This is a genomic window from Janthinobacterium kochi, from assembly GCF_051380715.1.
Lineage (GTDB): Bacteria > Pseudomonadota > Gammaproteobacteria > Burkholderiales > Burkholderiaceae_D > Janthinobacterium.
Genome location: NZ_JBNYXO010000010.1, coordinates 198,355 through 215,945, shown reverse-complemented (window position 1 = coordinate 215,945; position 17,591 = coordinate 198,355). Strand labels below are relative to the sequence as shown.

The 17,591-nt window shown below is 61.2% G+C and carries 18 protein-coding genes; 6 read left to right on the top strand and 12 right to left on the bottom strand.

All coding sequences use genetic code 11. The features are described from left to right. The first annotated feature begins 79 nt into the window (after positions 1 to 79). Positions 80 to 1,159 carry a S66 peptidase family protein gene (locus ACQ4WL_RS20810; protein ID WP_436511428.1) on the top strand — a complete coding sequence of 360 codons (1,080 nt, stop codon included), beginning with the start codon at positions 80 to 82 and terminating at the stop codon, positions 1,157 to 1,159. A gap of 87 nt (positions 1,160 to 1,246) precedes the next feature. Next, entirely contained in the window at positions 1,247 to 2,140 is an 894-nt protein-coding gene (locus tag ACQ4WL_RS20805; protein WP_071074951.1) for a YihY/virulence factor BrkB family protein, read from the top strand. Positions 2,141 to 2,505: 365 nt separating this feature from the next. Here the strand turns inward: ACQ4WL_RS20805 and ACQ4WL_RS20800 are convergent, their stop codons facing one another. The 6 genes from ACQ4WL_RS20800 to ACQ4WL_RS20775 form a co-directional block, all read right to left on the bottom strand. Then, positions 2,506 to 3,633, bottom strand: coding sequence for an acyl-CoA dehydrogenase family protein (locus ACQ4WL_RS20800; RefSeq protein WP_436511427.1), 1,128 nt, complete (start codon positions 3,631 to 3,633; stop codon positions 2,506 to 2,508). Between the two features lie 39 nt (positions 3,634 to 3,672). Beyond that, complete coding sequence (locus ACQ4WL_RS20795; protein ID WP_436511426.1) at positions 3,673 to 4,341, bottom strand: SDR family oxidoreductase; 669 nt, start codon at positions 4,339 to 4,341, stop codon at positions 3,673 to 3,675. Between the two features lie 75 nt (positions 4,342 to 4,416). Further along, entirely contained in the window at positions 4,417 to 5,613 is a 1,197-nt protein-coding gene (locus ACQ4WL_RS20790; protein WP_436511425.1) for an acetyl-CoA C-acyltransferase, read from the bottom strand. Next, positions 5,606 to 7,408: a bifunctional isocitrate dehydrogenase kinase/phosphatase gene (gene aceK / locus ACQ4WL_RS20785; RefSeq protein ID WP_436511424.1), complete on the bottom strand. Its 1,803-nt coding sequence runs from the start codon at positions 7,406 to 7,408 to the stop codon at positions 5,606 to 5,608. The genes ACQ4WL_RS20790 and aceK overlap by 8 nt, the downstream gene beginning before the upstream one ends. A gap of 53 nt (positions 7,409 to 7,461) precedes the next feature. Then, positions 7,462 to 8,646, bottom strand: coding sequence for an isovaleryl-CoA dehydrogenase (locus ACQ4WL_RS20780; RefSeq protein WP_436511423.1), 1,185 nt, complete (start codon positions 8,644 to 8,646; stop codon positions 7,462 to 7,464). Positions 8,647 to 8,769: 123 nt separating this feature from the next. Next, a complete protein-coding gene (locus ACQ4WL_RS20775; protein ID WP_436511441.1) occupies positions 8,770 to 9,174 on the bottom strand; it encodes a MerR family transcriptional regulator in 405 nt (134 codons plus the stop codon). A gap of 711 nt (positions 9,175 to 9,885) precedes the next feature. Here ACQ4WL_RS20775 and ACQ4WL_RS20770 point away from each other — a divergent pair. After that, a complete protein-coding gene (locus ACQ4WL_RS20770) occupies positions 9,886 to 10,293 on the top strand; it encodes a hypothetical protein (RefSeq protein WP_034753756.1) in 408 nt (135 codons plus the stop codon). A 62-nt stretch (positions 10,294 to 10,355) separates the two neighbouring features. Here the strand turns inward: ACQ4WL_RS20770 and ACQ4WL_RS20765 are convergent, their stop codons facing one another. The 6 genes from ACQ4WL_RS20765 to ACQ4WL_RS20740 all read right to left on the bottom strand — a co-directional run bounded on the left by ACQ4WL_RS20765 (position 10,356) and on the right by ACQ4WL_RS20740 (position 15,134). Further along, on the bottom strand, positions 10,356 to 10,757 hold the full coding sequence (locus tag ACQ4WL_RS20765; protein ID WP_436511444.1) for a hypothetical protein: 402 nt from the start codon (positions 10,755 to 10,757) through the stop codon (positions 10,356 to 10,358). 64 nt (positions 10,758 to 10,821) lie between these two features. Beyond that, positions 10,822 to 11,436 carry a UbiX family flavin prenyltransferase gene (locus tag ACQ4WL_RS20760; RefSeq protein ID WP_436511422.1) on the bottom strand — a complete coding sequence of 205 codons (615 nt, stop codon included), beginning with the start codon at positions 11,434 to 11,436 and terminating at the stop codon, positions 10,822 to 10,824. Then, positions 11,429 to 11,740 (bottom strand): Grx4 family monothiol glutaredoxin, encoded by a 312-nt coding sequence (gene grxD, locus ACQ4WL_RS20755; RefSeq protein WP_436511421.1) that lies wholly within the window; start codon positions 11,738 to 11,740, stop codon positions 11,429 to 11,431. The genes ACQ4WL_RS20760 and grxD overlap by 8 nt, the downstream gene beginning before the upstream one ends. 105 nt (positions 11,741 to 11,845) lie before the next feature. Beyond that, the gene (locus ACQ4WL_RS20750) at positions 11,846 to 12,307 is read right to left on the bottom strand and encodes a GNAT family N-acetyltransferase (protein WP_436511420.1); all 462 of its coding nucleotides are present in this window, start codon (positions 12,305 to 12,307) and stop codon (positions 11,846 to 11,848) included. A gap of 18 nt (positions 12,308 to 12,325) precedes the next feature. Then, the gene (locus ACQ4WL_RS20745; RefSeq protein ID WP_436511419.1) at positions 12,326 to 14,674 is read right to left on the bottom strand and encodes a Tex family protein; all 2,349 of its coding nucleotides are present in this window, start codon (positions 14,672 to 14,674) and stop codon (positions 12,326 to 12,328) included. Positions 14,675 to 14,768: 94 nt separating this feature from the next. Further along, the gene (locus tag ACQ4WL_RS20740; protein WP_436511418.1) at positions 14,769 to 15,134 is read right to left on the bottom strand and encodes a hypothetical protein; all 366 of its coding nucleotides are present in this window, start codon (positions 15,132 to 15,134) and stop codon (positions 14,769 to 14,771) included. 257 nt (positions 15,135 to 15,391) lie between these two features. Between ACQ4WL_RS20740 and ACQ4WL_RS20735 the strand changes: the two genes are divergently transcribed. Genes ACQ4WL_RS20735 through ACQ4WL_RS20725 form a run of 3 tightly spaced genes read left to right on the top strand, consistent with a single transcriptional unit; the run spans position 15,392 to position 17,554 of the window. Beyond that, positions 15,392 to 16,054: a secretin and TonB N-terminal domain-containing protein gene (locus tag ACQ4WL_RS20735; RefSeq protein WP_436511417.1), complete on the top strand. Its 663-nt coding sequence runs from the start codon at positions 15,392 to 15,394 to the stop codon at positions 16,052 to 16,054. A 2-nt stretch (positions 16,055 to 16,056) separates the two neighbouring features. Further along, positions 16,057 to 16,614, top strand: coding sequence for an RNA polymerase sigma factor (locus tag ACQ4WL_RS20730; RefSeq protein WP_131689786.1), 558 nt, complete (start codon positions 16,057 to 16,059; stop codon positions 16,612 to 16,614). 16 nt (positions 16,615 to 16,630) lie between these two features. Beyond that, positions 16,631 to 17,554 carry a FecR family protein gene (locus tag ACQ4WL_RS20725; protein ID WP_436511416.1) on the top strand — a complete coding sequence of 308 codons (924 nt, stop codon included), beginning with the start codon at positions 16,631 to 16,633 and terminating at the stop codon, positions 17,552 to 17,554. The last annotated feature ends 37 nt before the right edge of the window (positions 17,555 to 17,591 follow it).

Below are 17,591 nucleotides of genomic sequence, written 5' to 3'. Positions count from 1 at the left end.
CCGGCGGCGATCCTGCCGGCATGCTAACCTCGTGCGGCGGCGCCTGGCGTCGCCGTTTTTTGTTTCAGGAAAGGGCCGCATGTCCAGTCAGACCAATCTCAGCCGGCGCCGCTTCGGCGGCTTGCTGGCCGCCACCTTGGGGGTGGCAGGCACACCGGCATGGGCGGCGGCCGCGCAAGGGAAGGGCAAACGCATGCAACAGCAACACGCATTGATCAAACCGGCGCGCCTGCGCGAAGGCGACCTGGTCGCCATCATCGCACCGGGCGGTTTTACAGATGAGGACGCCATCGCCAAGGCCCAGCGCAACATCGCATCGCTGGGTTTGCGCGCCAGCCTGGGTGCGAATATCCGCGCCGTGCACGGCAACTATGCGGGCACGGTGCAGCAGCGCCTCGACGATTTGCATGCGGCCTTCGCCGACCCGGACGTCAAGGCGATCTGGGCCATCCGTGGCGGCTCTGGCTGCATTTCGCTGCTGGCGCTGCTCGACTATGCCTTGATCCAGCGCAACCCGAAAGTGCTGATCGGCTATTCCGACATCACGGCCTTGCACCTGGCCATCGGACGCCAGACGGGGCTGGTGACGTTTCACGGCCCCGTGGCCTCGTCCTCGTTTTCCGACTACACGGTGACGCAACTGCGCAACGTGCTGATGACGCCGCAAGACAGCTACACGATTCCGATGGCGCTGGAGAATCACCGCCGCGCGCAGACGCAGCCGAATTTCGCCATCCGCACCGTGCATGGCGGCCAGGCGACGGGCCGCTTGACGGGCGGCAACCTGTGCATGGTCAGCGCGCTGGCTGGCACGCCGTATGCGGCCGATTTCCGCGAGCGCATCCTTTTCCTCGAAGAAATCAATGAAGTGCCCTACCGCATCGACAGGATGTTATGCCAGCTCGACCTGTCCGTGGGGTTCAACAAGGCGGCGGCGCTGATGCTGGGCATTTTCGAGCATTGCGAGGCGGCCGAGGGTGATACTGCGCTGACCCTCGATGCGACCCTGGACCAGCATCTGCAGCCGTTGACCGTGCCGGCCGTCAGCGGCTACTCATTCGGCCACATCCGCCACCAGTTCACGCTACCGATGGGCATTCTCGCCACACTCGATGCGGACCGGCAAACCTTGACCTTGCTGGAGCCCGGCGTCTGCTAGCGCACGGTGCAGCAAGGCGATTGTCAGTATGCTAGTGTGATGGCAGGCGTGGCATCAGGCTGCGCCGCTTTCTTCACCGCACCCGACATGATCAACCGCCACGCCAGTACCTACATCCTCAGCCACCCGCTGGCCTTCGTGCTGCAGGTGCTGAAGGGTTTCCGCGCCAACCAGGGCCTGCTGCTGGCGGGCGCCGTCGCGTATTACTCGCTGCTCTCCATCGTGCCCCTGCTGATGCTGGTGGTGGTGGCCCTGTCGCACGTGATCGCGCAAGACGAATTGCTGCAAACCATAGGCCATTACCTGGAATGGCTGGTGCCGGGGCAATCGAAAGCCATCGTGGGCGAGATCGCGCATTTTCTCGACAACCGGGGCGTGATCGGCTGGCTCTTGCTGCTGACCATGCTGTTTTTCAGCTCGCTGGCGTTTACCGTGCTGGAAAACGCCATGAGCGTGATTTTCATTCATCGTGTGGCCATCCGCCGCCGCCATTTCCTCATTTCCGCCGTGCTGCCGTACTGCTACATCCTGTGCCTGGGCATCGGTATTTTGCTGATCACCCTGGTGGCGGGCGGCTTGCAGGTGATGGGCGAGGAAAGCGTGCGCTTCCTGCGCCACGACTGGGGCCTGGAAGGCGTATCCGGCGTGCTGCTGTATTTGCTGGGGCTGGGGGGCGAAATCCTCGTGCTCAGTTCGATCTACCTGGTCATGCCGGTCGGAAGATTGTCGATCACGCATGCGCTGATCGGCGGCGTGACGGCGGCGCTGCTGTGGGAAATCGCCCGCCATGTGCTGGTCTGGTATTTCTCGACCTTGTCGCAGGTCAACGTCGTGTATGGTTCGATGACGACGGCCATCGTCGTCATGTTCAGTCTGGAAATCGGCGCCACCTTGCTGCTGCTGGGCGCGCAAGTGATTTCCGAATACGAAAGAGTGGCCCGTGGCGGCGAAGAGGACAAGCCGCTGGCGCTAAGGACTTGATTTAAAAAGAGTATTGCACCGCACAAAAAGCTGTGCTATACTCCGTTCAGTGATTGAGATTTGGCAGCAAATCATCTCACCATCCAGTTTCAGCGCGGCGACCGACAGGTGTAATGTCGATGGCGTGACAGAGCGAAGAGTGGATTTTGTAATTCCGGATACGATGGTCGATTTACACCTTGGAGTCACCATGCAGATAGCATGGGAGTCCGAAAATCAGGAGGCACTTTGCAGATAGCACTGGCGTCCATGACACGATTAAAGCATTGGTAATACATTGGAACGAAGCCCGCGCTAGCGGGCTTTTTTTTCGTCCATTGTTGGCCCGTATTTGGGGTCAGACCCGGCGGGTCTGACCCCAGCATTTACAAAGCCCTCGCAATCAAAATTTTCTGGATATCGCTGGTGCCCTCGTAAATCTGGCAGACGCGCACGTCGCGGTAGATGCGTTCGACGGGGAAGTCGGACACATAACCATAGCCGCCGTGTACCTGGATGGCGTCCGAGCATACTTTTTCCGCCATTTCTGACGCAAACAACTTGGCCATGGCCGCTTCCTTCAGGCAGGGCAGGCCCGCATCCTTCATGGCTGCGGCATGGCGGATCAGCTGGCGTGCCGCTTCGATCTGCGTGGCCATGTCGGCCAGGCGGAATTGCACGGCCTGGTGTTCATAAATGGGTTTGCCGAAACTTTCGCGCTCGCGTGCGTACTGCAGGGCCGCTTCATACGCGGCGCGCGCCATGCCCACGGCTTGTGAAGCGATGCCGATGCGTCCGCCTTCCAGGCCGGACAGGGCGATCTTGTAGCCTTGTCCTTCTTCGCCGATTAAATTTTCCGCTGGGATACGGCAGTTGTCGAACAGGATTTGCGCCGTGTCCGACGAATGCTGGCCCATCTTCTGTTCCAGTCCCGCCACGATGTAGCCAGGTGTGTTCGTCGGCACCCAGAAGGCGCTGATGCCGCGCTTGCCGGCCGCCTTGTCGGTGACGGCCATGACGATGGCAACGTCCGCATACTTGCCGCTGGTAATGAATTGTTTCGTGCCGTTGATGACGTATGCATTGCCGTCGCGTGTGGCCGTGGTGCGCAGGGCCGAGGCGTCGCTGCCCGTGTGCGGTTCCGTCAGGCAAAACGCCCCCAGCATGGCGCCTTGCGCCAGCGGACGCAGCCATTGCTCTTTCTGTGCGTCATTCGCGTACATCATGCCGATGCTGCACACGGGGCAATTGTTCACGGAAATGATGGTCGAGGTGCCGCCATCGCCGGCGGCGATTTCTTCCAGCACCAGGGCCAGCGACACGTAGTCGAGGCCGGCGCCACCGAGCGCGTCCGGCACGGCCACGCCGAAGGCGCCCAGCGCGGCCAGTTCCTGCAATTCTTCCTTCGGGAAATGATGTTCCTTGTCCCAGCGGGCCGCATTGGGCGCCAGGCGCTCGCGCGAAAAACTGCGCAGTGCTTCCTGGATCATCGATTGTTCTTCATTGAGTATCATGGGACGTCGTCTCGTATATTTTTATAGTGGATGCGGGAATTACCAGGCGATGGGCTTGCCATCGTAGTTGCGGAACACGGCCTTGTCCGTGGCCGGCAAGCTGGCCAGGGTGGCGCGGATACCGGCAGCGCTTTCCTCTGGTGAAATATCGGCGCCGGCGCCGCCCATGTCCGTGCGTACCCAGCCCGGGTGGAAGGCTACGCAGCTGACGCCTTGCGGACCATGCACGAGGGCCGTGTCGATCAGCACGGAATTCAAGGCGGCCTTGCTGGCGCGGTACAGCGAACCGCTGGGGTTGCCCCGTTCGCTCAAGGAGCCCATGTGCGAGGACAGCACGGCGAGTTTCCCTTTGGCATTGGCCACCAGCGGCGCCAATATGGGCAGCAGCCGCATGGCCGCCAGCACATTCGTGTGCATGACGGCATCGAAATCTTCTTGCGTGGGGGAACCGTCGTGACGGGGACCATACACGCCCGCGTTGAGGATGGCCACGTCGAGCTTTTCATCGTCGAGCTTCCAGCCCAGGGCGGCACAGCCTTCCACATCCGTCACGTCGAGCTGGTGCGCTTCCGCGCCCAATTGCCTGAGGGCATCGCAAGCGTCCAGTGTGCGCGCCGTGGCGATCACTCTCCAGCCAGCGTGGCGGTATTGACGGACGATGGCGTGGCCGATGCCGCGCGAGGCGCCGATGATCAATGCGGTAGGCATGTGTTTTCTCCCTGGAAAGTCAAATGAAAAGGCGCGCAACCAACAACCATGCGCGCCTGTCGTCAACAGAGCAGCTTATACCAGTTCGATCGCCATCGCCGTCGCTTCGCCGCCGCCGATGCACAGGGCCGCCACGCCGCGCTTGCCGCCGGTTTTCTTCAAGGCGCCCAGCAGGGTGACGATGATGCGCGCGCCCGAGGCGCCGATCGGGTGGCCCAGTGCGCACGCGCCGCCGTGGATGTTGATCTTGCTGTGCGGAATATCGAGGTCGTGCATGGCGGCCATCGGCACGGCGGCGAACGCTTCATTGATCTCGAACAAGTCGACATTGCTGCTGCTCCAGCCCGTTTTTGCGTAGAGCTTTTTCACCGCGCCGATGGGGGCCGTGGTGAATTCGTTCGGCGCCTGCGCATGCGTGGCGTGGCCGTGGATTTTTGCAATGACGGTGCAACCGAGTTTTTTCGCCATCGATTCGCGCATCAGCACCAGGGCTGCTGCGCCATCGTTGATCGACGAGGACGAAGCGGCCGTGATGGTGCCATCCTTCTTGAACGCCGCTTTCAAGGTGGGGATTTTTTCCAGGCGGGCTTTTTGCGGGCCTTCATCGATGCTGACGATGGTGTCGCCGCCGCGGCCAGAAACGGTGACGGGCACGATTTCCCATGCGAAACTGCCATCCTTGGTGGCCGCTTGCGCGCGTTTCACCGATTCGATGGCAAACGCATCCTGCGCTTCGCGCGTGAAGCTGTACTGGCTGGCGCACTCTTCGGCAAACGTGCCCATCGAGCGGGCATTGCCCTTTTCATCGCGGCTGTAGGCGTCTTCCAGACCATCCATCATCATGTGGTCATAGATCATGCCGTGGCCGATGCGGTAGCCGCCGCGCGCCTTCGGCACCAGGTAGGGGGCGTTGGTCATCGATTCCATGCCGCCCGCCACCACCACGTCGGCGCTGCCGGCGAGCAAGGTGTCATGCGCGAACATGGTCGTCTGCATGGCCGAACCACACATTTTCGACAAGGTTACGGCGCCGGTGGAATCGGGCAGGCCAGCCTTGCGCAAGGCCTGGCGCGCGGGCGCCTGGCCTTGGCCGGCCATCAGGCAATTGCCAAAATACACGTGGTCAACGGCATCCGGCGCCACGCCGGCCCGTTCCACGGCGGCGCGGATGGCCACGGCGCCCAGGTCGCTGGCGGTGACATTGGAAAAATCGCCCTGGAAGGCGCCCATAGGGGTGCGTGCGGCACCGACGATTACGACTGGATCATGCATGTTGGATCTCCGGTTGGGGGTGGGAAGGTGCTTGCTTACAAAAACGCAGGTGTTGCGGATACGGGAAGACGTCCTCGATATGGCCGTCTTCGATGCGCTGCTTGCGCGCCTGCCAGTAGTGCGCCGTCAGCAGGTCGGCATGGTGCTGCATGAAATAGTGGCGGATGCGGGGATTGCCCAGCAGGAAGGTGCCGAATTGTTCGGGAAACACATCGTGCTTGCCGATGGGATACCACGGTTCGGCCGACATTTCTTCCTCCTCCGTGCGCGCCTGGGGAATGACGCGGAACTGGCAATCGGTGATGTACTCGATTTCATCGTAATCGTAAAAAACGACACGCTGATGACGTGTCACGCCAAAGTTTTTATACAGCATATCGCCCGGGAAAATATTCGCCGCGACCAGCTCCTTGATGGCGTTGCCGTACTCGATGATGGCGTGTTCGACCAGGTCATCGCGGCCTTCCTTCTCAGCATTGCTCAGCCACATGTTCAGCGGTACCATGCGCCGCTCGATGTACAGGTGGCGGATGATGATCTGCTCCTGGTCTTCTTCGATCAGCGAGGGGGCGAACTGCTTCAGCTCGGCCAGCAGTTCCGCGGCAAAACGGGCACGGGGAAAGGCCACGTTGGAATACTCGAGCGTGTCGGCCATGCGGCCTACGCGGTCGTGGTGTTTCACTAGCAAGTACTTTTGCTGGACTTGCGCGCGCGTGGTTTCCTTGGGCGGCGGGAAAAAATCCTTGATCACCTTGAAGACATACGGAAACGATGGCAGGGCAAACACCAGCATCACCAGGCCGCGGATGCCAGGTGCGCTTTCGAAGTGGTCCGATGAGTGTTTCAAGTGCTGCAGGTAGTCGCGGTAAAACAGCGTCTTGCCCTGCTTTTGCAGCCCCAGTATCGTATAGATTTCGCTGCGCGGTTTGCGTGGCAGCAAGCTGCGCAGGAATTGCACATAGGCCGACGGCACTTCCATATCGACCAGGAAATAGGCGCGCGTAAATGAAAACAGCACGGCGATTTGCTGCTGCTCGAACAGCACCGTGTCGAGCACCAGCTTGCCGTGACGGTTGTGCAGGATCGGCACGACAAACGGGTATTCGCGGTTGCCGTTGATGCCCTTGCCGACCAGGTAAGCGCCCTTGTTGCGGTAGAACAAACTGGTCAAGACCTGGAGCTGGTGGTTCGGCTCGATCCGGTCGCCGCCGAAGAGCTGCTGCAAACGCGCTTCCACCTGGGCCACGTCACGCTCCAGGTCGGCAAATGCGCAGTCCAGCTGGAAGTTGCCCAGCATGCGCATCAGGGTGTGGCGCAAGCCATCCTTGCCCGGGTAGTACACGCGGTAGGTGGGCACCGGGTCTTGCGTCTCGATGTATTCCGTGGAAACCACGGGACGCACGAAAATATAGTCGTTATTGAAATAGGTGCGGTGCAGGATGTTGCAGCAGACGGAATTGAAGAAGGTTTCCGCCAGTTCTGGCTGCTTGTGTTCCGTCAGCATGCCGATGTAGTGCAGCTTGAGTTCGCGCCACACTTCGTCGCTCAACTCCGACTCTTCGTACTCATCTTCGAGCATCTGCACGCATTCTTGCACGCGCTTGTCATAAAAGTCGATGCGTTCGCGGGCCGCCGTCTGTGCCGCGGCCCAGGCGCCTTGCTCGAAATACCGCTTGGCGTGCTGGCTCGTTTCACGGAACAGACGGTAATGCTTGTCAAAGCCGTCGCGGATGGTGCGCGCGATATCGAATGCAATCTGGGAAGAGAGCAATTTGGGGAAGGCAATGTGCGTCATAGTTGTGCTCGCATGAATGGCTCATCACCCAGTCGATCGCCGCGCGCCCGTGCTTACTTGGTTTCCGCAAACAATTCGCGGCCTATCAGCATGCGGCGGATTTCGCTGGTCCCGGCGCCGATTTCGTACAGCTTGGCATCGCGCCACAGGCGGCCGGCCGGATACTCATTGATGTAGCCGTTGCCGCCCAGGGCCTGGATCGCTTCACCCGCCATCCAGGTTGCCTTCTCCGCACTATACAGAATGGCACCGGCCGCGTCCTTGCGCAACTGGCGCACGGCTTCCGGGGTGGTGGCGCGGTCGCAGGCCTGGCCCACGGCATACACATAAGCCTTGCACGCCATCATGGTCGAATACATATCGGCCAGTTTTCCCTGCATCAACTGGAATTCACCGATGGCCTGGCCGAATTGCTTGCGGTCATGCACGTAAGGCACGACCAGGTCCATGCAAGCTTGCATGATGCCCAGCGGTCCGCCGGACAGCACGGTACGCTCGAAGTCGAGGCCCGACATCAGCACGTTGACGCCCTTGCCCAGGCCACCGAGCACGTTTTCGGCCGGCACTTCGCAATCCTGGAATACCAGTTCGCCCGTGTGCGAGCCGCGCATGCCCAGCTTGTCGAGCTTTTGCGCGATGGAAAAGCCCTTGAAATTCTTTTCGACCAGGAAAGCCGTCATGCCGCGCGGGCCCGCTTCCAGGTCGTTTTTCGCGTACACCACCAGCACGTCCGCATCGGGGCCATTGGTGATCCACATCTTGGTGCCGTTCAAGACCCAGCGGTCGCCCTTGAAGTCGGCGCGCAGCTTCATGCTGACGACGTCCGAGCCCGCGTTCGGTTCCGACATGGCCAGGGCGCCGATGTGCTCGCCTGTGATCAGTTTCGGCAAGTACTTCGCCTTTTGCTCGGCCGTGCCGTTGCGCTTGATCTGGTTCACGCACAGGTTCGAGTGGGCGCCGTAGGATAGGCCGACGGAGGCCGAGGCGCGCGAGATTTCTTCCATGGCGATGATGTGCGCCAGGTAACCCATGCCGGCGCCGCCGTATTCTTCGCTGACGGTGATGCCGAGCAAGCCCATGTCGCCCATCTTGCGCCACAGGTCCATGGGGAACTGGTCCGTGCGGTCGATTTCAGCCGCGCGCGGCGCGATTTCGGCGGCGGCAAATTGTTGGATTGCTTCGCGCAGGGAGGCGATGTCGTCGCCGTGGTCAAAGGTCAAGCCTGGGAGATGGAGCATGTCGTCCTCGTCGTTATAAGTGTGGCGGTCATGGATGCCGGGTCAGTGAAGCTATGATACTCAGTTGTGACGTTTACGTAAACGTCAAGTGAAGCGCGCGGCAGTAGTGCGCCGCGTGCCCGCCTAGTTTGTTTGCGTCTTATCCAGGTTCAAGTCCGCCAGCATGCGCGCGCAAGCGTCTTCATGCGCGCTGATTTCCGCCAGCGCCATTTCGATATCAATGCGCTGCTGCTCCAGCGTCTGCCGGTGCTGCGCCAGCACGCCCAGGAAACGGTCCATTTGCGCGCGCGTGTCCTTCGGCGACTCGTACATGTCGACCAGGCTCTTGATCTCCGATAGCGCCAGACCCAGGCGCTTGCCGCGCAGGGTCAGTTTCAGGCGGGTGCGGTCGCGCGGTGTGTACACGCGGCTACGCCCGCCGGCGCCTTCGCGCTTCGGGCTGAGCAAGCCCTGGTCTTCATAGAAGCGGATGGCGCGCGCCGTGATGTCGAATTCCCGCGCCAGTTCGGTAATGGTATAGGTCGTCATTGCTGCGGGCGGTGTCGGTTGCATGGGTGATCGGTCATAGATTGGGTGCTGCGAGGCACGCGGATGGCAAAGTGCCGTTTACGTCAACGTCAATACCATTGTAGCGTGCCATGTCCGTGCTGCAACAAAGAAAAAAGAGGGTACGGACAGGTAACTTGGCGAATAAGACAACAGTTACTGAAAATAAATTGATTCTTCTTGCGCAAACACGCTTAAGATCGAGAGTTGGTGGCCAAGATGACACCAAAAAGAGCTTTCCTGGCATAACGGCGACATTCTTTTCGTTGCGATGGCAGTAAAATTTTTGAGCGCAGATTCTTTCCAGTAGGCACGATCAAAAAACAACGTTTCACTATGAGCATGTTGTTTAGATTATTTCTATATTGGAAACAAAATGGCCCTTCTGAAAACTTTGTCTACAAGAAATTGTATGACATGGCCATTGCGCGTAACGGTAGAGGAGGGCATTATCCGATACCGTACGTTGTAATGCCAAACCGAGGCTTTGAATCGTGCTGCAGTGCGAAAATCAAGGCTAACCGCGAATTTGAACCGGAGCCACACAGAATCACAAGAGAAAATTCGGCCATATTTTTACCCGAAAAGGCCGGCTGGAGTGTTAATTGTTAATTGATACTTTTTTCAAATGTAACAATCTGTATGGTCATTCAAGAAACTGACTTTCATGTTACAACATGAAATAGTACACCTATGAATTCTTCTAACGAACGCGAAAGCTTCAGCCAGCGACTTCAGTTGGCTCTCAAAAACGCCCATTACTCTCCAGACAGCCCGACCAGACTGGCCCGGGAATTCAACATCCGTTTTGACGGACGCCCGATTACCGTGCATGCAGCTAGGAAATGGTTAGTAGGTGAAGCAATTCCCACGCAAGAAAAATTGCGCATGATTGCCCAATGGTTGGGCGTTCCGGCGGAATGGTTGCGTTTTGGCGGCCCGGAAAGCGCCACGCCGAATGGCGAAGCGGGCAGCGCTTTATCGCGTTTTGAGTCCGCCGATGTGAAATTAATTGCCGATTTGCAAAGATTAGATGAACATCATCGTCAAATCGCGCGAGAATTTATTCGCATGCTGGTTAGAGTCAACTACCAAAAGTAAGCATTCAGGCCATCCCCGGCCGGCGTCGTCCGCCTTTCGCTGACGGTGCTTCTCCTGTTCTTTTATTTGCGCAGAGTCATACTGGAGACATGATTTTGCCGCACAATAAGATCTCGCATGTTGCGCTGCAGCGGAATTATTTGACAATAATCCCGTACGCAGCGGCGCAGCGGCCAATACCAGCGCATAATCACAGCAGAAGTAGCCAGTTCATCCACTACGGAGCCGAGCATTTGAGCCGTCTTATGAAAAGTAACTACAGCAATACCGCGCAGCTGAAGGACTTGATGACCGTGCCCCCCATGACTGCCGCGCAACATGCGGAAGTGATGCGCAAACGGATCGCCCACCGCAGGATGGTTGAAGAAGCCAGGGATTTGAAGCAGGCCAGTGCTGTTCAGTTTGAGAAGCGTTGAGTGGTGGATGCCTGAGCGAAGCTGCTGCGCGTTGCGCTTCTCAGCCACAAATCGCTGCCGCTTGCTACGCTTTTGTCAGGCGTCGTGACGCCAACTAAGTCGTGACGTCAAACTACAGGATAGGGGTGTCGCCAGTGGACTTAAGACCATTCCAGCGCGGCGCCAGGCCGTGCTCGATACCGAGCAGGTCGATGACGCGCGCCACCGTATGGTCGACCATCTCCGCAATGCTGTGCGGGTGGTGATAAAAGCTGGGGAGTGGCGGGAAAATGATGCCGCCCATCTCGGTCACGGCGGTCATATTGCGCAGGTGCGCCAGGTTGAACGGCGTTTCGCGTACCATCAAAATCAGGCGCCGGCGCTCCTTGAGCACCACATCGGCGGCCCGCGTAATCAAATTATCCGACAAGCCATGCGCCACGGCCGCCAGCGTCTTCATCGAGCACGGCGCGACGACCATGCCATCCGATTGAAACGAGCCACTGGCAATACTCGCGCCGATATCGCGCAGCTTGTGCACCACGTGCGCCTGCGCTTCGATTTCCTTGCGCCCTACGCCCGTTTCCTGGTGCAGGGTCAGTACGGCCGCATCCGACAAGACCAGATGCGTCTCAACGCCGGGAATGGCGACGAGCAATTGCAGCAGCCGCAAGCCATACACGGCGCCCGTGGCGCCCGTGATGGCCACGACGATACGGCGCGGCTGCGCAAGCTGGCTATCAGGCATCGATCAGGGATTTCAATTCGCCCGATTCAAACATTTCATTCATGATGTCGGAACCACCGATGAACTCGCCTTTGATATACAGCTGTGGAATGGTCGGCCAGTTCGAGTAATCCTTGATGCCCTGGCGCACTTCCGGGTCGTCCAGCACGTTGACGGTGGCGATGTTTTCCACGCCGCAGGCCTTCAGGATCTGGATGGCGCGGCCGGAAAAGCCGCACTGCGGGAACTGGGCCGTGCCCTTCATGAACAGCACGACAGGCGTGCTCGTCACGGTTTCTTTGATCCAGGTTTGTACGTCGCTCATAGCTGCCTCTGATGGGTAAATAAATAGATGCCGTCATTTTATAAGAAAACGACGGCACGGGTATGCGCTCAAGTCATAAATCGGGCAAGTCAGCCACGTTGGGGCTTATACGGTCTTGCCCAGGCACACCGATTGTGCCGCGCCCACGTATTTGCCCCAGGCAACGACGGGTGCATAGCCGTGTTTGGCATAAAACGCCACGGCGCGGCTATTTGCCACGCGGGTGGACAGGTGTACGGCCTGGTAGCCATGCCGGCGCGCCTGCGCCTCCACATGGGCCAGCAGCGCCGCGCCCACGCCAGCGGCGCCCGGACGCGCATACATGCGCTTGAGTTCTGCCGTGGGACTGTCCGGCTCGCCCAGCGGCCGCAGGGCAGCGCAACCCAGCAGGTTTCCAGCACCGTCGCGGGCCAGGTAAAAGCCGCCGCGCGGCGTTGCCGCTTCGACATCGAAGGAGGAACGGCCGCTGTCGCCATTCAGGCGCAGCAGCACGTCCGACAATTCGTCGAGCAATAACTGCGCCCCGGTACTGGCGGCGTCCACCGCCACAATGACGATAGTTTCCACACTGCGCCTGGCGGCTGCTTAACCGCGCAGCTTGGCGAACGCGGCGGCCATGCTGCCGGCCGGCTCGGGCGCGTTGCGCGACTGCGACTGGTGCTGCGCCATGCTGCGGCGGTCGTTGCGGTCGCCCTTTTGCTCGGGCTTGCTGCCCGCCTGCGGCGCACTGTCCGTCAGACGCATGGTCAGTGCAATGCGCTTGCGCTTTTCATCGACTTCCAGCACTTTCACGCGCACGACCTGGCCAGCTTTCACCACCGTGTGCGGGTCCTTGACGAAGGTGTTCGACAGGGCCGAGATGTGCACGAGGCCATCCTGGTGCACGCCGATATCGACAAAGGCGCCAAAGGCGGCCACGTTGGTGACGACGCCCTCGAGGATCATGTCCGGGCGCAAGTCGCGGATTTCTTCCACACCCTCCTTGAAGGTGGCGGTGGTAAATTCAGGACGCGGGTCGCGGCCTGGCTTTTCCAGTTCCTTCAAAATGTCGGAAATGGTTGGCACACCGAAGGTTTCATCCGCGTACTTTGCCGGACTCAAGGTTTTCAGCAGCGCTGTTTCGCCGATGACGGCCTTGATATCCTTCTTGATGTCGGCCAGGATCTTTTCCACCAGCGGGTACGATTCCGGGTGGACGGCCGAGGCATCCAGCGGGTTTTCTCCGCCCATCACGCGCAGGAAACCGGCCGCCTGTTCGAACGTTTTATCGCCCAGGCGCGGCACGGCTTTCAAGGCCGCGCGCGAGGTGAACGCGCCCTTCATGTCGCGGTAGCTGACGATGCTTTGCGCCACGCTGGCCGACAGGCCGGACACGCGCGCCAGCAGCGGCGCCGAGGCCGTATTCACATCCACGCCCACGGCGTTGACGCAATCTTCCACCACGGCATCGAGCGAGCGGGCCAGCTGGCTTTGGCTTACGTCGTGCTGGTACTGGCCCACGCCGATCGATTTCGGATCGATTTTGACCAGTTCGGCCAGCGGGTCTTGCAGGCGGCGTGCAATCGAGACGGCGCCGCGCAGGGACACATCCATGTCCGGTAACTCTTTCGAGGCGAATTCGGACGCCGAATACACCGACGCTCCCGCTTCCGAGACGACGATCTTCGTCATCTTCGCTTCCGGGTGCTGCTTGATCAGGTCCTGCGCCAGTTTATCGGTCTCGCGCGAGGCGGTGCCGTTGCCGATCGAAATCAGGGACACATTGTGTTTGGCGGCAAGACGGCCCAGCGTGTGCAGCGAACCATCCCAGTCATTCTTCGGCTGGTGCGGGTAGATCACGGCCGTGTCGACGACTTTACCGGTGGCATCGACGACGGCGACCTTCACGCCCGTGCGCAGGCCAGGATCGAGACCCATGGTGGCGCGCTGGCCGGCCGGCGCGGCCAGCAGCAACGCTTTCAAATTGGTGGCAAAGACATTGATCGCGTCGAGTTCCGAGCGTTCGCGCAGCGCGCCCATCAGTTCCGTTTCCAAATGCATGAAGCTTTTCACGCGCCAGGTCCAGCGCGCCGTATCAAGCAACCATTTGTCGGCCGGGCGGCCGAGGCTCTTGATGCCGAAGCGGGCGGCGATGCGGCCTTCGCACGGGTTGTGCGGCGCATCCCATTTTGGTTTTTCCGCTTCCGTGTCCAGGCGCAGGGTGACGTCGAGGATGCCTTCGCGGCGTCCGCGCAGCAGGGCCAGGGCGCGGTGCGATGGCACGGTGGAAATGGTTTCCGAGTAGTCGAAATAATCGGCGAATTTTTCGCCTTCATCCTGCTTGCCTTCCACCACTTTCGATTCGACGATGCCGTGCTCCTGCACGTATTCGCGCAAGGTTTGCAGCAGGGTCGCATCTTCGGCGAAGCGCTCCATCAGAATCTGGCGCGCGCCGTCGAGGGCCGCCTTGGTGTCAAGCACGCCCGGGTTGTTGCCGTCGGCACTCGTAAATGCGTCGCGCAGGAACTTGCCCGCTTCCATTTCCGGCGTCAATTCCGGATTGTCCAGCAAACCGTCGGCCAGCGGCATCAAGCCCGCTTCGATGGCGATCTGCGCTTTCGTGCGGCGCTTTTGCTTGTAGGGCAGATACAAATCTTCCAGGCGCGTCTTGTCTTCCGCATGCATGACGGCATCGAGCAGCTCGGGCGTCATCTTGTTCTGTTCCGTGATCGAGGCCACGATGGCGGCGCGCCGCTCTTCGAGTTCGCGCAGGTAGCGCAGGCGCTCTTCGAGCAGGCGCAGCTGGATATCGTCGAGGCCGCCGGTCGCTTCCTTGCGGTAACGGGCGATGAAGGGCACGGTGGCGCCTTCGTCGAGCAGTTCGATGGCGGCGGCAACTTGCACCGGTTTGGCGGCAAGTTCAAGGGCAAGGCGTTGTTCGATAGTGGGCAGCATGGTTGTTTCCAGAGCGATCAAGCCTGGAATGATACGCAATCGGCGCGATTGCGCAATCTTGACAGCGCAAATGGACTGTGCGTTGACAACACTGTCAACGGGGCGGCAGCAGCGGGCTGGCGGGCGGCGGTGGTGCCGGCCTCTGCGGCGTGACGGATTTGCCAAAGGCATTGCCCATGCGGTGTTCGAGGGCGGCGCGGTTGTACAGGCCCAGCTGGTTGGACGGGCGCTGCACGGTCGCTTCCGCGCCGGACAGGGTGGGCGGCGGCCGGTTGACGGTGTTGCTGTTGGGTAATAATTTTTCACTCAAGCAAGACATCGATTGCGCGCGCTTGCCATTCACTTCCACCTCCACGCAGCCCTTCTCCGGCGCGGCGGCCTTGACGACGACGGTGTGCTCGTCCGCCTGCGCGGGCAGGGTGGCACAGGCCAACAGCAACAGTGATAACAGGCGCGCCATGGCGGCTCCCGGAGCGGTGGGGAAGCGCTCAGCATAGCAAAGTCATATGTCGCAGTGATGACACGCAAGCCCGGTCGCCAATGACCAATGTCATACAGTTGTCATTTTATGAAGCTACCATGCTGCCATTCTGCTTGAACTAGCGCAGTCAAGACACTTCATGAGCAGGCTCTCGTTGATTTCCCTGGACAATGACACGAATCCACCGCCGCACCGCAACGGGCAATGCCCTGTCCGCCTGCTTGCTGATGACATTGATGACATTGATGACATTCGTGCGACCGGCTGCCAGTGCATCCGGTAATGACGCCGGCACGCAGGCCACCGTGCGCTTCGACTTGCCCGCCCAGCCGCTCGATGCGGCCCTGGTGGCGTTTGGCGAAGTAACCGGGTATTCCGTGCTGGTCAGCAGCGAGCTGGCGGCCGGGCGCGTGGCCTCGCCCGTGCGCGGCGACTACACGCCGGCCGAGGCGCTGCAGCGTTTGCTGGCAGGTACGCAGCTGGGCGCGCGCTTCAGCGGCAGCAACGCGTTTACCCTGCTGGCGCTGGCCGACGCGCCCGTGGCACCCGCGCCCGCGCCAGCCGAGGCGGCCCCTGCCACGCCACCGTTACAGGGCTATGCAGCCATCCTGCAGCGCTCGCTCACGCGCGCCCTGTGCCGGCTGCATCCGGACGCTTTCGGCCGCTACCGGCTGGCTTTTCAGCTGTGGCTCGACGAGAGGGGCAAGGTGCGCGCCGTGCACGTGCTCGAACCGAGCGGCGTGGAACAGCGCGACCGCGCCGTGCTGCAGCGCCTGCGCAGCCTGCTGATGGATGGCGCGCCGCCGGCGGGCTTGCCGCAGCCGCTGACGATTTTACTCACGCCGCGGCCCGACCCGGGTGCCGATTGTGCGCCGTATCTGCTTGCCGGGGCGCCTTGAGCATGTCGGATTTGCTGAAAGCCACCTTGCGCAAGCTGTTCCTGGAACGCTATGGACAGTTTCGCCGCCACCTGCAGCGCCGCCTGGGTTCGGAAGACCTGGCCAATGATGCGCTGCATGAAACGTATTTGCGGGTCGAGCGGATGAACGCGCCGGAAGCGATCAGCTATCCGTCCGCCTACCTGATGCGCATCGCCATCAACATTGCGGAAGATCAACGCCGCGACAATGCGCGTCTGCTCAGCCTGCCGGACATCGATGACCTGTACGAGATGGCCGATGAATTGGCCGACCCGGCCCGCACCTTCAGCGCGCGCGCCGAGCTGGAGGAACTGGAACGGGCCTTGCAGGAGTTGCCGAAACGCCGGCGCGCCATCGTCATCGCCGCCCGCGTCGATCAATTGCCGCACCGCGATATCGCCGAACGCTTCGGCATTTCCGCCCGCACGGTGGAGAAGGAATTACGCGCCGGCCTGGAACATTGCTGCGAACGCATGGGACGCGATTTCATTCAGCGCTTCGGTCCCGGCGCGGGAAAGACGTCTAAACATCATGACTGAACAAGCGGAAGACGACATGAGTGTCATCCAACAGGAAGCGCAGGCGTGGGTCGTGCGGCTGGCCTCGGGCCAGGTCAGCGAGCGCGACGCGCAAGTGTTTCGCCACTGGTGCGCGCGCAGCCGCAAGCATGCCAACGCGTTTGCCGAGGCGCGCGCCGTGTGGGGCGCCATGGCGCCGGCGGCACGCGCCGTCAAGCGGGCGCAGGCGCCCGTCAACACGGCGCGGCGCGCCTGGCTCGGCGGTGCCGTGGCCGCCTCGCTGGGCTTGCTGGTGCTGCGCCCGCCCACGGACTTGTGGCCGGCCGTGGCGGGCCTCGCTGCCGACTACGCCACCGGCACGGGCGAGCAGCGCGCAGTGGCGCTCGATGGCGGCGTGCTGGTGCAGATGAATACGCAGACGCGCCTCGATGCGGCGCCGCTGCAGGACGGCGCCGCGGCGCTGGTGCTGCTGGCGGGCGAGGCGGAATTCCAGGCTGGCTTGCGCGGCCCGGCGACGGTGCGCGTGCAGGCGGGCGACGGCACGGTGTCGGCCGGCAGCGCGCGCTTCAATATCCGGCTATTCGGCCAGGAAGTGTGCGTGACGTGCCTGGCAGGCCGCCTGCGCGTGGTGCAGGCCGGTAACGATGCGGAACTGGCTGCCGGCCAGCAGCTGCGCTACCGGCCCGAGCATTTTGGCATCGCACGCACGGTGGCCAAAGGCGAGGTCAGCGCGTGGCGCCAGCGCCTGCTGGTGTTCAAGCAAAGCACGTTGGCCGAGGTGGTGGACGAAGTGAACCGCTACCGTCCCGGCAGGCTGATCCTCAATGGCGACACGTTGAAAAACACACGCGTGCAAGCGAGCTTTTCCCTCGACCGCCTCGACGACGTGATCGCCCTGATCCAGGATGCGTATGGCGCGCGCGTGACGCGGCTGCCGGGCGGCATCGTGCTGTTTGGCTGAACCTGGCCAGTCCAGCCCGGCTCTTTCGGGCTGCGCC

Excerpts from the sequence above, each read along its gene's own strand:
- ACQ4WL_RS20780 (WP_436511423.1), bottom strand. The coding sequence starts at position 8,646 with ATGCTCCATCTCCCAGGCTTGACCTTTGACCACGGCGACGACATCGCC.
- ACQ4WL_RS20760 (WP_436511422.1), bottom strand. The coding sequence starts at position 11,436 with ATGCCTGATAGCCAGCTTGCGCAGCCGCGCCGTATCGTCGTGGCCATC.
- grxD (WP_436511421.1), bottom strand. The coding sequence starts at position 11,740 with ATGAGCGACGTACAAACCTGGATCAAAGAAACCGTGACGAGCACGCCT.
- ACQ4WL_RS20790 (WP_436511425.1), bottom strand. The coding sequence starts at position 5,613 with ATGCATGATCCAGTCGTAATCGTCGGTGCCGCACGCACCCCTATGGGC.
- ACQ4WL_RS20805 (WP_071074951.1), top strand. The coding sequence starts at position 1,247 with ATGATCAACCGCCACGCCAGTACCTACATCCTCAGCCACCCGCTGGCC.
- ACQ4WL_RS20735 (WP_436511417.1), top strand. The coding sequence starts at position 15,392 with ATGACATTGATGACATTCGTGCGACCGGCTGCCAGTGCATCCGGTAAT.
- ACQ4WL_RS20775 (WP_436511441.1), bottom strand. The coding sequence starts at position 9,174 with ATGACGACCTATACCATTACCGAACTGGCGCGGGAATTCGACATCACG.
- ACQ4WL_RS20810 (WP_436511428.1), top strand. The coding sequence starts at position 80 with ATGTCCAGTCAGACCAATCTCAGCCGGCGCCGCTTCGGCGGCTTGCTG.
- ACQ4WL_RS20770 (WP_034753756.1), top strand. The coding sequence starts at position 9,886 with ATGAATTCTTCTAACGAACGCGAAAGCTTCAGCCAGCGACTTCAGTTG.
- ACQ4WL_RS20740 (WP_436511418.1), bottom strand. The coding sequence starts at position 15,134 with ATGGCGCGCCTGTTATCACTGTTGCTGTTGGCCTGTGCCACCCTGCCC.
- ACQ4WL_RS20800 (WP_436511427.1), bottom strand. The coding sequence starts at position 3,633 with ATGATACTCAATGAAGAACAATCGATGATCCAGGAAGCACTGCGCAGT.
- ACQ4WL_RS20745 (WP_436511419.1), bottom strand. The coding sequence starts at position 14,674 with ATGCTGCCCACTATCGAACAACGCCTTGCCCTTGAACTTGCCGCCAAA.
- aceK (WP_436511424.1), bottom strand. The coding sequence starts at position 7,408 with ATGACGCACATTGCCTTCCCCAAATTGCTCTCTTCCCAGATTGCATTC.
- ACQ4WL_RS20730 (WP_131689786.1), top strand. The coding sequence starts at position 16,057 with ATGTCGGATTTGCTGAAAGCCACCTTGCGCAAGCTGTTCCTGGAACGC.
- ACQ4WL_RS20795 (WP_436511426.1), bottom strand. The coding sequence starts at position 4,341 with ATGCCTACCGCATTGATCATCGGCGCCTCGCGCGGCATCGGCCACGCC.
- ACQ4WL_RS20725 (WP_436511416.1), top strand. The coding sequence starts at position 16,631 with ATGAGTGTCATCCAACAGGAAGCGCAGGCGTGGGTCGTGCGGCTGGCC.